Raw genomic sequence first — 12,819 nt, forward strand, 5'->3', positions numbered from 1 at the left:
GAGTGTTTCAAAAGATGGCGATATAAAGGGCATTCTTTCGTAGTGCATTTGCTGCTTCTGCATCAGTGCTTTACCGAAGGCTTCCTGGAACCAAAAAAAAGGCCCCGCCGAAGCGGGGCCTGGTCCAGACACGAAGTCCGGAAAACGACGGGATCAGAAGTTGTACTTGACCTGGGCCGAGATCTGGCGGCCGTAGACGCTGTAGAAGCCGTCATTGAACGGGGTCGATTCGTTGCCCGGGTAGTTGTAGCGCTGGCCTTCCGGCAGCTTGTTGAACACGTTGTTGACCATCAGCGACAGGACCAGATCTTCCTGTGCCTGGTAGTTCATGCTCAGGTTGTACGTGGTGTACGAACCCCACTTGCCGGCCTTGGCGCCGGAGGAGTGGACGTAGCCGTAGCTGCGGCCGGTGTAGGCCAGGTAGTTCGGGGTGCTGCCGACGTAGTTGGCGTACACGGTGGTGGTGAACTTGGCGATGTTCCAGGCCACCGACAGATCGCCGCGGACCTTGGCGAAGTTGTCGTAGTACCACATGTTGTACGGATCGCTCAGCAGATCCAGTTTGGCGGCACCCGGCATCGGCTGCACTTCACGCTTCAGCATGTTGGTGTAGTTGCCTGAGAACATCAGCGAGCCGAAGCGGCCGATATCCTGCTGGTACTTGGCCGCCACGGTCACCGCTTCCAGGTTCTGGCTGGCAACGTTGAGCTTCGGCGTGTACACGCGGGTCAGGTTGCCACCGGCATCGCGGGACACCCAGTTGGTCACGTCACCGCAGCTGGCCGAGGTGTTGTTCGGCAGGCCATTGTGGCACTGGTACTCGGCCAGCAGCAGCTGGTCGCTGCTGAGGGTCTTGACCTCGTTCTTGATCTTCCAGTTGTAGTAGTCGGCCGACAGCGAGAAGTTGCTGACCGGGGCCCACACCACGCCTGCGCTCCAGACATCGGCGGTGATCGGCTTCAGGTCCGGGTTGCCGGACTTTTCGCTGTACACCGAGGTGTTCTTGTAGAACGAGCAGGCCTCGTCACGCAGGCCATAGCCCATCTGGCTGCAGCGGTAGTAGTCGTTCTGGCCGGACGCGTACGAACCGCTCATGCCCTGGAAGGCATCGGACAGGGTCGGCGCGCGGAAGGCGGTACCGTACTTGCCGCGCAGCAACAGGCTCTCGATCGGACGGAATTCCAGGCCGATGCTGTAGGTGGCCTTGTCGACGGTCTTGTCGGCGATCTTGAAGGCGTCATAGCGGCCCGACGCGCTGACGGTCAGCTTGTCGTGCAGCGGCATGCGCAGTTCGCTGGTGACCGCATAGTTGCTGCGGTGGCCGGCGCCGGCGACGGCGGTGGTGCCCCACACATTGCCATCAACGAACGCCTGGTCCGGCGAGTAGTCCCAACCTTCGCTGCCACCTTCCAGCACGACGGCCAGGCCGGCGTCACCGCCCGGCAGGCTGAACAGCGAGCCGTTGGTCACCTGCACGCGGCCCAGGTTCTGCCAGGTCTTGCTGCGATGGGTACCGTAGCCGGTGAAGCTGGCGAACTGGTCCGGAGTGATCGGCGAGTAGAAGGCCGCGTAGTCCGGGTTGTAGATGCCGAAGCCGCCAGCCGAGGTGCCCAGGCGCGGGCCCAGCACGGTCTGGCCGAAGAAATCTTCGATCTTGTCCTTCCAGCGCACGAAGCGGTTCTGGTCCAGGCGGTACTCACCACGGGTGAAGCTGGCGCTGTAGTCCCAGTCGCCGACCATGCCCTTGCCGCCCAGGGTGACCTGGTAGGCACGGCTTTCATCGGAGTTCATGATGTTGTTGTAGTGACCCGGGCCGATTTCTTCCGGAGCGAAGGCACGCTGCAGGTTCACGACCTTGCCGGAGCCCTGGTCGTAGAAGCCGCCCATCACCGACTTGGTGCCCCACCACAGGGCGCTGGAGCCGGAGGTGAACTCGGTCTTTTCCTTGCTGTACAGCACGTCGGCGAACAGCTGGAAGTTGTCGTTCACGTCGAAGGTCATCGACGAGTAGAACTGGCCGCTGTTCTTGCCGTTCTTCAGGGTCTTGTAGCCGGCGCTGTACACCGAACCGCAGGACTCGCCCGACGCGCGCTGGCCGACCACGGTGGTGCCGTCATACAGCCCAGCGACGTTGGCGCAACGGCTCGGGTCCATCATCAGCAGCTTGTTGTCAGCGTTGGTGATGACGGCGAAGTCGTTCGACGGAACCTGGGCGGTGTAGCCGACCGGGTTGTTCTGGCGGGTGATGTCGCGCTGGTAGCCCCAGATCGGGCTGCCGTTTTCGATCTGCACGTTGAACAGTGCATGGAAGCGGTCGTCGAAGGCGTTGATGCCCTTGGCGGCGCTGAAGCGGATGTTGCTGCCACCGCCTTCGGTGTAGGTGCCGCCACGGAGGGTCATGGTGCCGCCGTCCATGCGCTCCTTCAGGATGATGTTGACCACACCGGCGATCGCGTCCGAGCCGTACAGCGAGGACTGGCCGCCCGGCAGCACTTCGATGCGCTCGACGATGTCGATCGGAATGCCGCTGATGTTGTTGAAGGTTTCGCTGCCGTTGTACAGCGCCGGATACGAGAGCATCGGGCGGCCGTTGATCAGGTACTTGGTGTAGCCCGGGTTCAGGCCGAACATGCCGGCGGCTTCGGCGCCCTGGGTGAACGACCCCGAGGTCTGGCCACCCTGCAGGCCGCCGGTGGTCAGCGACGACTGCTGCAGCACTTCAGCAACACTGCTGAAGCCGCGGGTCTGGATGTCTTGGGCGGTGATGGACATCACCGGGGTCTGGGTTTCAACCTGGGTCTGCGGGATCAGCGAACCGGTGACGGTGATCTTGTCCAGGTTGGTCGCCTTGTCCTGGGCCATTGCCGGGGCGGCGGCCATCAGAGCGGAAATCAGGGCGACGGCGAGCGTGTTGCGACGTGCGGTGTTGCTTACGTAGTTCATGTAGTTCCATTGGAGAGCAAAAACAAAAACGGCACTGCGCATGCGCCATCGCGCGGGCTGGAAATGCCAGCTCCGCAGCCCAAAACAGTGCGGGTCGAACGTAACATGAACTTAACAATCTGTGCACGAATCTGTAGCAATCCTGAATTTCAGTCAGGTTACGTCCAGCTTGTATGATGCTCGGTTATTCCCCCTGACCCCGCCGGTGCTCGTTGTGAACAGTTCTCCCCGCCGTCCCCATGCAAGCCAGGTCCAGAAGGGACTCACGCCGCATGCCCGCATCCGCAACGTGATCGCGGTTGGTTCGGGCAAGGGTGGCGTCGGCAAGTCGACCACCGCGGTCAATCTGGCCGTGGCGCTGCAGCAGCTCGGCGCACGCGTGGGCGTGCTCGATGCGGACATCTACGGGCCGAGCGTGCCGGCCATGCTGGGCCTGTCCGGCCGCCCGGAAAGCCCCGACAACAAGAGCATCGAGCCGCTGCGCGCGTTCGGTGTGGACACCATGTCGATCGGCTACCTGATCGAAGAGGACACGCCGATGATCTGGCGTGGGCCGATGGCCACCTCGGCGATGACCCAGCTGTTCAACGACACCCTGTGGGATGACCTGGACTACCTGCTGATCGACCTGCCGCCGGGCACCGGTGACATCCAGCTGACCCTGACCCAGAAGATCCCGCTGGCCGGCGCGGTGATCGTCACCACGCCGCAGGACATCGCCACGCTGGACGCGAAGAAGGCGCTGAAGATGTTCGAGAAGGTCGAGGTGCCGGTGCTGGGCATCGTCGAGAACATGGCGGTGCATACCTGCAGCAGCTGCGGGCATGTCGAGCACCTGTTCGGCGAGGGCGGCGGCGAGCGCATGGCCGCGCAGTACGGCGTGCCGTTGCTGGGTTCACTGCCGCTGCAGATCGGCATCCGCGAGCAGGGCGATTCCGGTACCCCGATCACCGTGGCCCAGCCGGATTCGGTCCCGGCCCAGGCCTACCGCCATGCCGCGCAGCGCCTGATCGAGGAGGTGGCCAAGCGTCCGCGTGCCTCGATCCCGATCCTGTCGTCGCTGCTGTAAGTGCCGGGGCAGGGGCCGCCGGCGACGGCCGGCCCCCTGCTAGAATCCTCGCGCCCCCTCGTACCCCAGGACAAAGCATGAGCATCAAGAGTGACCGTTGGATCCGCCGCATGTCCGAGCAGCACGGCATGATCGAGCCGTTCGAGGCCGGGCAGGTCAAGCAGGCCAACGGCGAGCGCATCGTCAGCTACGGCACCTCCAGCTACGGCTACGACGTGCGCTGCTCGCGCGAGTTCAAGGTGTTCACCAACATCAACTCGACCATCGTCGATCCCAAGCACTTCGATCCGGGCAGCTTCGTGGATATCGTCGGCGATGAATGCATCATCCCGCCGAACAGCTTCGCGCTGGCGCGCACCGTGGAGTACTTCCGCATCCCGCGCGACACCCTGGTGGTGTGCCTGGGCAAGAGCACCTATGCGCGCTGCGGCATCATCGTCAACGTGACCCCGCTGGAACCGGAGTGGGAAGGCCACGTCACCCTGGAATTCAGCAACACCACGCCGCTGCCGGCACGCATCTACGCCAATGAAGGCGTGGCGCAGATGCTGTTCTTCCAGGCGGCCGCCGATGACATCTGCGAGACGTCGTACCGCGATCGTGGCGGCAAGTACCAGGGCCAGACCGGCGTGACCCTGCCGCGGACCTGACCGGCGCGCCATCGCATGACGAAAACGCCGGGCATGCCCGGCGTTTTCATGGGTGCGGCCACACGCTGCGCTCGCCGGGCGTGGCCCGGCAACAGCTTATTTCCCGCGACCGAACAGCATCGCGATGCCCACGCCCACCAGTGCCACCGGCCACCAGGTCAACAGCAGCTTGGACAGGTTCAGGTGCGTCCAGCCGAGGTTGCTGGCGAGCATGAACAGGCCGATCAGGATCAGCAGGACGGCGGCAACGAGGTTGAATCGCATCGGGTCGGCAAACGCTCAGGACTGGGCTGGATATCCTAGCCGTTCCTTCCAGTAGGCGACATGCTGGTCCAGCGCACCCGGCTCGTAGCGGTGCGCGGGGCCGCTGCCCCAGACCGGGCCCGGCCACGCGGGGTCGCCATCATGGCGGCCGATCACATGGAAATGCAGCTGGCGCACGATGTTGCCCAGCGCACCGATATTGATCTTCTCCACCCCGTCGGCACCCTTCAGGGCCTTGCAGGCGCGGTTGAGCTCGGTGCGCAGCTTGTCCTGCTGCTCGCCGTCCAGCTCGATCCACTCGGTCACCCCGGCCAGGCGCGGTACCAGCACCAGCCAGGGGAATCGTTCGTCGTTCATCAGCCGCACTTGCGACAACGGTCCTTCCGCCACCAGCACGCTATCGGTGGCCAGGCGTGAATCGAGTTCGAAATCGCTCATCCAAGATGCTCCGAGAAGAAGTCCAGGGTGCGTTGCAGCGCCAGGGTGGCGCTGTCTGGATCATACGCATGTCCGACCTCCCGGTTGAAGGCGTGGTCGGCCGGATAGACGAAGGTGGCCATCTGCGGCAGCTTCTCGCGATGGGCCTGCACCGCCTCCGGCGGGATGCTCTTGTCCTGGGCGCCGAAGTGGAAGATCACCGGGGCCTTGGGCGTCTCATCCAGGAACTGGACATTGCGCGCACCGTAGTAGCTGACAGAGGGCAGGCCCAGGCGCAGGGCCGACAGCATCGCCACCGTGCCGCCCCAGCAGTAGCCCACCGTGCCGACCTTGCCATGGGGTGCCAGCCGGGTGGCGGCCGCACGCACGACCTCCAGTGCCTTCTCCATGCCCAGTGCGGTCACCCGTTCCAGGCCCTGCTTCACGCCGTCGGCGTCGTAGGGCAGGGCATCCGGATCGGCTTCTGCACCGTCAACCAGGTCGAAGAACGACGGCGCCAGCACCGCGTAGCCTTCGGCCGCGAAGCGCTCGGCCACGCCGCGGATGTGCGGGTTGGCGCCGAAAATTTCCTGCACCACCACCAGCCCGCCACGCGGGGTGCCCTCCGGCAGGGCCTGCCAGGCCCGTACCGGGCCGTGATGCGTATCCAGGGTGATCCACTCGGCCATCGTTTCCATCTCGTTGCGGGGAACAGAACGGCATTGTCGGTGCTGCGTGGGTTAGCGCGGTGTCAGCGGCTGTGCGGGATCGGGCGGCTGGCCATTCAGAGCGCGGCCGCCAACCCCGGTATACTGGCGCCCTTTCAGGCCCCGGCCCCCAGGAACCCCTGCCACGACGGCAGGGGCCCAGGCCCCCAGAGTCCCGCGATTCCATGTCCCAGCTGAACCCCAAAGTCGGCTTCGTCAGCCTTGGCTGCCCGAAGGCCCTTGTCGATTCCGAACGCATCCTTACCCAGCTCCGCTCGGAAGGCTACGACATCGTGCCGTCCTACGATTCGGCCGACGTGGTGGTGGTCAACACCTGCGGCTTCATCGATTCGGCGGTGACCGAGTCGCTGGACGCCATCGGCGAGGCGATGAACCAGAACGGCAAGGTTATCGTCACCGGCTGCCTGGGCAAGCGCCCGGAGCAGATCCGCGAGGCCTACCCGAACGTGCTGGCGGTGTCCGGCCCGCAGGATTACCAGAGCGTGATGGAAGCGGTGCATGAGGCACTGCCGCCCAAGCACGATCCGTTCGTGGACCTGGTGCCCGACTACGGCATCAAGCTGACCCCGCGCCACTACGCCTACCTGAAGATTTCCGAAGGCTGCAACCACAAGTGCAGCTTCTGCATCATTCCGTCGATGCGCGGCAAGCTGGTCTCGCGCCCGGTGGATGAAGTGCTGCGTGAAGCCGAGCGCCTGGTGCGTGGTGGCGTGCGCGAGCTGCTGGTGGTTTCGCAGGACACCTCGGCCTACGGCGTGGACGTGAAGTACGCCGAGAAGATGTGGCGCGACAAGGCCTACCAGACCCGCCTGAAGGCGCTGTGCGAAGGCCTGTCCGAGCTGGATGCGTGGGTGCGCATGCACTACGTCTACCCGTACCCGCATGTGGACGAGGTGGTGCCGCTGATGGCCGAGAACCGCATCCTGCCGTACCTGGACATCCCGTTCCAGCACGCCAGCCCGCGCATCCTGCGCCTGATGAAGCGCCCCGGTGCGGTCGAAAAGACCCTCGAGCGCGTGCAGAACTGGCGCCGTATCGCCCCGGACATCACCGTGCGTTCCACCTTCATCGTTGGCTTCCCGGGCGAGACCGAGGCCGAGTTCGAAGAGCTGCTGTCGTTCCTCGACGAAGCGCAGCTGGACCGCGTGGGCGCGTTCGCCTATTCGCCGGTCGAGGGTGCCACCGCCAACGATCTGCCCGATGCCGTGCCGGAAGAAGTGAAGCAGGAGCGCCTGGCCCGCTTCATGGAAAAACAGGCGCAGATTTCAGCTGCGCGCCTGGAGGCCAAGATCGGCACCGTGCAGCAGTGCCTGGTCGACGCCATCGAAGGCGATATCGCCGTGGCCCGTTCCAAGGCCGATGCGCCGGAGATCGACGGCCTGGTGCACATCCAGAATGCCGACCAGGTGCCGCTGCGCGTGGGTGAGTTCGTCGACGTGGAAATCACCGAGAGCGACGAGCACGACCTGTACGGTGACGCGCTGCCGGCCGCTACCCGCCCGGCATTCGATCTCAAGATGCTGTGACCGCGGTGACGACCGCCGCCGGTGACGGCAGCGGTGTCCGCCGCTTCGTGCCGCCGCCGCGTGCGGCGGTCGATCCGCAGGTGTTCGCGCACCCGGTGTTTGCCGGATTGCGCGACGTCCATGACCTGCTGGCCAGCCCCCAGTGGCCGTCCATTGCAGCGCTCGAGGCACGCCTTACGCTGCCCGGCAAGCACCTGGTCGAGCAGGATTCCACGCTGCTGGCCGACGGCCTGCACTACGAAGCCCGCATCGCACAGGGGTGCATCGCCACCCGCGTCGACAACTGGCATGACCTGTTCAATGCACTGGTGTGGGCCCGTTACCCGCAGCTCAAGCAGGCGCTCAATGTGCAGCAGTGCAGGCATATCGCATCCATGCCGCCGGGCCAGCGCAATCGCGCGCAGGCCGCGCTGACCCAGTTCGACGAATCCGGCGTGATCGTGCGTGTGCGCGATGACTTGTTGATGCGCGCGTGGGATGGGCATGACTGGCATGCATTGTTCGAGCCAGCGCACTGGCTGAGCGGCGATATCGCCATCGCTGCGGTATTCGGGCACGCGCTGATGGAGCAGGCGCTGCTGCCGGAACGCCGTCTGGTGGGCAAGTGCGTGGTGGTGCGCGGCGAAGTCGATGATGCCTGCGTTGACGCAGTGACCGCGGCCATCGCCGAGGGCAGGGCAGTGACCGATCCCCTGCAGTTGCGTCCGCTGCCGTTGGCGGGAATCCCGGGCTGGCACCAGGGACAGGAGGCCGCCTTCTATGCAGATGCCGCGTACTTCCGCCCGCTGCGTGCCGGCCGCCAGTACCCGCCGCCGCTGGCACTGTTGCCGTTGTAGAGCCGAGCCCACGCTCGGCTGCGTTTGTCCATCAGCCGAGCATGGGCTCGGCTCTACAACGGCAATGCAGTCGAGCATGGCTCGACGCTACACAGGCTCGTATTCCACTCCGATCACCGCAAAGGTGAACTGGCCGCCGGGCAGTTCCACCGAAAATTCATCATCCAGCCGCTTCTTCAGCAGCGCACGCGCCAGTGGCGAATCGATGCTGATCCAACCCAGGCCTGCGTCGGTCTCATCGGGGCCGACAATGCGATAGCGGCTGGTGTCGCCACTGTCCACATTCTCCAGTTCCACCCACGCGCCGAAGAACACCGCCTGCGGATCGGTCGGGGTGGTGTCGACCACGCGCAGCGATTCCAGCCGCTTGGTCAGGTAGCGCACACGGCGGTCGATCTCGCCCAGCTGCTTCTTGCGATAGGTGTACTCGGCGTTTTCCGAACGGTCGCCTTCCGCGGCGGCTGCGGCCAGTGCCTTCACCACCTCGGGGCGGCGCACACGCCACAGGTCATCCAGTTCGGCCTTGAGCCGGGCGTGGCCGGAGGCGGTGATCAGGGCGGTACTCTTTTCTGCAGGGGGACGCCAACGCGACATGTGGTGCGACTTCTTTTCAGGGGAACGATGGGGTCAGATCCTTTCCGCAGGAAAGGGCGCCGACCCCGGGAGGGCAGGTCAGCGCTTGCCGCCGAAGATGCCGCCCAGCAGGCCGCGCACGATCTGGTTGCCCAGCTTGGTGCCGACGGTGCGCGTGGTCTGCTTGGCCATGGTCTCGATCATGCCCTGGCGCCGCTTGGTGCCGAAGATCGCATCCTTGATGGCCTGGCCGAAACCGCCTTCCTGCGCTTCGTCCTGCTCGCGGCTGCGGGCAGCCGGCGCCTGCGCCTGCTCGACTGTCTTCTGCGCGCGCTGGGCCAGCAGTTCGGCGGCCGATTCACGGTTGATCGCGGTGTCGTAGCGGCTGCCGACCGGGCTGCCGGCACGCACCTGGGCACGCTCGGCCTCGGTGATCGGCCCCATCCGGCAGCGCGGCGGCGCGATCATCGTCTGCTGCACCGGCATCGGCACACCCTTGTCCTGCAGCGTGGACACCAGCGCTTCGCCGGTACCGAGCTGGCTCAGTACCTTGGCCACGTCCAGCTTCGGGTTCGGCACGAAGGTCTCGGCGGCGGTTTTCACCGCCTTCTGGTCGCGCGGAGTGAACGCACGCAGCGCGTGCTGCACGCGGTTGCCGAGCTGGCCGAGGATGTTGCCCGGCACGTCGTCGGGGAACTGCGAGCAGAAATACACGCCCACGCCCTTGGAGCGGATCAGGCGCACCACCTGCTCGATGCGCTGCACCAGCGACGGCGGTGCGTCGTCGAACAGCAGGTGGGCCTCGTCGAAGATGAAGACCAGCTTCGGCTTGTCCAGGTCGCCCACCTCCGGCAGCTGCTCGAACAGCTCCGACAGCAGCCACAGCAGGAAGGTGGAATACAGCTTCGGCTTGAGCACCAGCTGGTCGGCGGCGAGGATGCCGATCACGCCGCGGCCGTCGTGATTGACCCGCATGATGTCGGCCAGCTCCAGCGCCGGCTCACCGAAGAAGTTCTCGCCGCCATCCTGCGCCAGGCGCAGCACCGACCGCTGGATCGCAGCGATGGACTGCGCGCTGACCAGGCCATACTCGGTGGAAATGTCCTTGCGCTCCTCGGCCACCAGGCCAAGCAGAGCGCGCAGGTCGTCCATGTCCAGCAGCAGCAGGCCACGGTCGTCGGCCAGCTTGAACACGATGTCGAGGACGCCGGACTGGGTGTCGTTCAACTCGAGGATGCGCGCCAGCAGGGTCGGGCCCATCTCGCTGACCGTGGTGCGCACCGGGTGACCCAGCTTGCCGTACAGGTCCCAGAAAATGGTCGGGCTGGCGGCCGGCGCGTAGTCGGCCACGCCGATCTCGGCGGCGCGCTTGAGCAGGTTCTCGGCGCCGGTGCCGGGCACGGCCAGGCCGGACACATCGCCCTTCACATCAGCCAGGAACACCGGCACGCCCAGCCGCGAGAAGCCCTCGGCCAGGGTCATCAGGGTCACGGTCTTGCCGGTGCCAGTGGCGCCGGCCACCAGACCGTGACGGTTGCCCAGTTTCGGCAGCAGGGTGACGGCCACATCGTCGGTGATGCCTTTGCCGAGCAGAATCGGATCCATGGTCCAGCCCTTGTGGTGAATAGCCCAATGTTAACCGCCGGCGGTGACGGTCCGAAGGTCGGCTTGCCCGGACCTTGGCGGCGCCGCTACTCTGCCTGCCTGTTTCGCACACAGTGCCATCAATGCCCGTTCCTGTCCTGATTTCCCGCGGTTGGCCGCTGCTGGCCCTGGCCGGCCTGGTTTCCCTGGCGCCCGACGCCCATGCGCAGCGGGTTTCGGCCCGGGACAAGGTGAAGGTGGATGCGCTGCAGCAGCGCATGACCGTCGCCGAGAAGCGCTACAGCGATGCGCTGCTGCTGGTCGCCAATGCCGACCCCAAGGGCAGCAACGAGGCCGACGCCGCGCTGGAAGACATGGAAGATGTCCTCAACGATTGCGTGAAGCAGAAGGGCTGCCAGATGGGCACCCTGCTGGCCAGCTACAAGCGCCTGCTCAAGCACGACGCCGATGCCGCTGCCAGCGACGACGTGGCCGACGAGGGCGGTGACCGCCTGGAAGCCGACCCCGACCATATCGGCCCACTTACCGCCGACGTGCCGGAGGCCGCGCGCGCCGCCGCGCTGCTCAACGACAAGCGGCACGCCTTCGACACCATGGTCGAGTACAACCCTGCCGTGCAGGCCGGCATCCGCCGTTGGCTGACCGACATGCGCCCGGCGCTGCTGACCAGCTACGAGAACTATCAGAACCTGCGTGCGGTGATGTGGCCGGAGTGGGAGAAGCGCGGCCTGCCCGAGGCGCTGCTGTTCGGCATCATGGCCAAGGAGTCCAACGGCCGCGTGCATGCATCCTCGCGTGCGGGCGCCGCCGGGCTGATGCAGTTCATGCCGGCCACCGGCCGCCGCTTCGGCCTCGGCCCGGACGGCACCGGCTTCGACACCCGCTTTGACGCGCGCAGCGCCGCCGAAGCCAGCGCCAGTTACCTCAACGAGCGCCTGCGCGAACTGAACAACAACGTGGAAATGTCGGTGGCCGCCTACAACGGTGGCGAAGGCCGCGCCGCACGCGTGTTCAAGCAGAGCGGTGGCCAGAGCTTCTGGACCGACAGCGTCTACAACCAGTTCCCCGGTGAAACCAAGGACTACGTGCCGATGGTGATCGCCGCGGCCTGGATCTTCCTGCACCCGCAGCAGTACGGCGTGGAGCTGCCGAAGATCAGCGCCCAGCCGGCCACGCTGCGCCTGGCCAAGTCCACCACCATCTACGAACTGACCATCTGCCTGGGCAGCCACGGCACCCGCGATGGCTACATGCGCGCGCTGCGCAACCTCAACCCACGCTATGAGGCCGATGGCTGGATTCCGGCTGGCACGCTGATCAACGCCACCACCCGCATCGCCGGCCTGTACCAGCGCAACTGTGTCAGTGGCCCGCGTGCCGATCTGGCCCGCACGCTGATCACCGCCGATCTGAACGCGGCGATCAAGCGCCCGACCGCGGCCAGCTACACCGGCAGCGTGGCCGTGGGGGGCGTGGTGCCGGTGGCCGACGCCGCGGCCTCCACCAGCGTGCCGACCACACCGGTTGCTCCAGTGGCTACGCCGCGCCCGGCGGCACGGCCGAAGCCGGTGCGCAGCCACAAGGTGGGCCGGGGTGAGACCCTGGGCGCCATTGCCGCGAAGTTCCAGTGCGACGCGCCGACCCTGGCTCGCGCCAACGGCCTGAAGGCCCCGGCCTACAGCCTGCGCCACGGCCAGACGCTGAAGCTGCAGGGCTGCGACAAGTAATCCCCCACGACCCCTGGAACCCACATGGATCTCGAAGACACCCGCAACCTGTTCGCCAATCTCCGCGAAAACACCGACTGGGACATCACCGGCCCGTTGCTGTGGGGGTACTTCTTCGTGCACTCCACTGCTGAGCCGTTGCAGGCACTGGCAGAGCACCTGCAGGCGCAGGGCTATACCTTCGTGGAACTGTTCGAGCAGGAGCCGGAAGAGGGCGACGCGCCGTTCCACGTGCTGCATGTGGAGCGCGTGGAAATCCACGACGAAGCCTCGCTGGACCGCCGCAACCAGGAGTTCGCGGCGCTGGCCGCGGAGAAGGGCGTGGAAGATTACGACGGCATGGACGTCGGCCCGGCCCCGGCCCTGCAGTAAGGCGTGTACCGGTAGTGCCGGCCGCTGGCCGGCATTCCGTTGTGGAAAAAGGGGACGGAGGGGATTAAGTCGTTTATGCATAAACGACTTAATCCCCTCCGTCCCCTTT

At 65.7% G+C, this 12,819-nt stretch carries 12 protein-coding genes; 6 read left to right on the forward strand and 6 right to left on the reverse strand.

The window, feature by feature from the left end; translation table 11 throughout:
- Positions 1 to 153 precede the first annotated feature (153 nt).
- Positions 154 to 2,943: a TonB-dependent receptor plug domain-containing protein gene (locus AC13GF_RS18680; RefSeq protein ID WP_483005607.1), complete on the reverse strand. Its 2,790-nt coding sequence runs from the start codon at positions 2,941 to 2,943 to the stop codon at positions 154 to 156.
- Between the two features lie 214 nt (positions 2,944 to 3,157).
- Between AC13GF_RS18680 and apbC the strand changes: the two genes are divergently transcribed.
- Positions 3,158 to 4,012 (forward strand): iron-sulfur cluster carrier protein ApbC, encoded by an 855-nt coding sequence (apbC, locus tag AC13GF_RS18685; protein ID WP_483005608.1) that lies wholly within the window; start codon positions 3,158 to 3,160, stop codon positions 4,010 to 4,012.
- 77 nt (positions 4,013 to 4,089) lie between these two features.
- On the forward strand, positions 4,090 to 4,662 hold the full coding sequence (gene dcd / locus AC13GF_RS18690) for a dCTP deaminase (protein ID WP_010483020.1): 573 nt from the start codon (positions 4,090 to 4,092) through the stop codon (positions 4,660 to 4,662).
- Positions 4,663 to 4,758: 96 nt separating this feature from the next.
- Here the strand turns inward: dcd and AC13GF_RS18695 are convergent, their stop codons facing one another.
- From AC13GF_RS18695 to AC13GF_RS18705, 3 genes are read right to left on the reverse strand one after another with little or no spacing between them, the layout of a single operon-like run.
- Positions 4,759 to 4,926, reverse strand: coding sequence for a LiaI-LiaF-like domain-containing protein (locus tag AC13GF_RS18695; protein WP_005418011.1), 168 nt, complete (start codon positions 4,924 to 4,926; stop codon positions 4,759 to 4,761).
- Positions 4,927 to 4,941: 15 nt separating this feature from the next.
- Entirely contained in the window at positions 4,942 to 5,364 is a 423-nt protein-coding gene (locus AC13GF_RS18700; protein ID WP_010483023.1) for an HIT domain-containing protein, read from the reverse strand.
- Positions 5,361 to 6,032 (reverse strand): dienelactone hydrolase family protein, encoded by a 672-nt coding sequence (locus AC13GF_RS18705; protein ID WP_126930072.1) that lies wholly within the window; start codon positions 6,030 to 6,032, stop codon positions 5,361 to 5,363. The genes AC13GF_RS18700 and AC13GF_RS18705 overlap by 4 nt, the downstream gene beginning before the upstream one ends.
- 203 nt (positions 6,033 to 6,235) lie before the next feature.
- On the opposite strand from AC13GF_RS18705, the gene rimO reads away from it, so the two are divergent.
- Positions 6,236 to 7,597, forward strand: coding sequence for a 30S ribosomal protein S12 methylthiotransferase RimO (gene rimO / locus AC13GF_RS18710; RefSeq protein WP_049436796.1), 1,362 nt, complete (start codon positions 6,236 to 6,238; stop codon positions 7,595 to 7,597).
- Positions 7,594 to 8,433: a DUF3025 domain-containing protein gene (locus AC13GF_RS18715; RefSeq protein WP_483005609.1), complete on the forward strand. Its 840-nt coding sequence runs from the start codon at positions 7,594 to 7,596 to the stop codon at positions 8,431 to 8,433. The genes rimO and AC13GF_RS18715 overlap by 4 nt, the downstream gene beginning before the upstream one ends.
- 87 nt (positions 8,434 to 8,520) lie before the next feature.
- Here AC13GF_RS18715 and greB read toward each other — a convergent pair whose 3' ends face one another.
- Entirely contained in the window at positions 8,521 to 9,027 is a 507-nt protein-coding gene (gene greB, locus AC13GF_RS18720; RefSeq protein WP_019336668.1) for a transcription elongation factor GreB, read from the reverse strand.
- Positions 9,028 to 9,105: 78 nt separating this feature from the next.
- A complete protein-coding gene (locus AC13GF_RS18725) occupies positions 9,106 to 10,611 on the reverse strand; it encodes a helicase HerA-like domain-containing protein (protein WP_483005610.1) in 1,506 nt (501 codons plus the stop codon).
- Positions 10,612 to 10,733: 122 nt separating this feature from the next.
- On the opposite strand from AC13GF_RS18725, the gene AC13GF_RS18730 reads away from it, so the two are divergent.
- Complete coding sequence (locus AC13GF_RS18730) at positions 10,734 to 12,338, forward strand: transglycosylase SLT domain-containing protein (protein ID WP_483005611.1); 1,605 nt, start codon at positions 10,734 to 10,736, stop codon at positions 12,336 to 12,338.
- 24 nt (positions 12,339 to 12,362) lie between these two features.
- Positions 12,363 to 12,710: a ribonuclease E inhibitor RraB gene (locus AC13GF_RS18735; RefSeq protein ID WP_071228773.1), complete on the forward strand. Its 348-nt coding sequence runs from the start codon at positions 12,363 to 12,365 to the stop codon at positions 12,708 to 12,710.
- Positions 12,711 to 12,819 lie beyond the last annotated feature (109 nt).

The sequence above is a fragment of the Stenotrophomonas sp. 22LJNL06-5-1 genome (assembly GCF_056861455.1).

What these genes read in the sequence shown, in the direction of transcription:
- AC13GF_RS18680 (WP_483005607.1), bottom strand. Translation starts at nt 2,943, where the DNA reads ATGAACTACGTAAGCAACACCGCACGTCGCAACACGCTCGCCGTCGCC.
- dcd (WP_010483020.1), top strand. Translation starts at nt 4,090, where the DNA reads ATGAGCATCAAGAGTGACCGTTGGATCCGCCGCATGTCCGAGCAGCAC.
- AC13GF_RS18695 (WP_005418011.1), bottom strand. Translation starts at nt 4,926, where the DNA reads ATGCGATTCAACCTCGTTGCCGCCGTCCTGCTGATCCTGATCGGCCTG.
- AC13GF_RS18700 (WP_010483023.1), bottom strand. Translation starts at nt 5,364, where the DNA reads ATGAGCGATTTCGAACTCGATTCACGCCTGGCCACCGATAGCGTGCTG.
- AC13GF_RS18705 (WP_126930072.1), bottom strand. Translation starts at nt 6,032, where the DNA reads ATGGCCGAGTGGATCACCCTGGATACGCATCACGGCCCGGTACGGGCC.
- rimO (WP_049436796.1), top strand. Translation starts at nt 6,236, where the DNA reads ATGTCCCAGCTGAACCCCAAAGTCGGCTTCGTCAGCCTTGGCTGCCCG.
- greB (WP_019336668.1), bottom strand. Translation starts at nt 9,027, where the DNA reads ATGTCGCGTTGGCGTCCCCCTGCAGAAAAGAGTACCGCCCTGATCACC.
- AC13GF_RS18725 (WP_483005610.1), bottom strand. Translation starts at nt 10,611, where the DNA reads ATGGATCCGATTCTGCTCGGCAAAGGCATCACCGACGATGTGGCCGTC.
- AC13GF_RS18730 (WP_483005611.1), top strand. Translation starts at nt 10,734, where the DNA reads ATGCCCGTTCCTGTCCTGATTTCCCGCGGTTGGCCGCTGCTGGCCCTG.
- AC13GF_RS18735 (WP_071228773.1), top strand. Translation starts at nt 12,363, where the DNA reads ATGGATCTCGAAGACACCCGCAACCTGTTCGCCAATCTCCGCGAAAAC.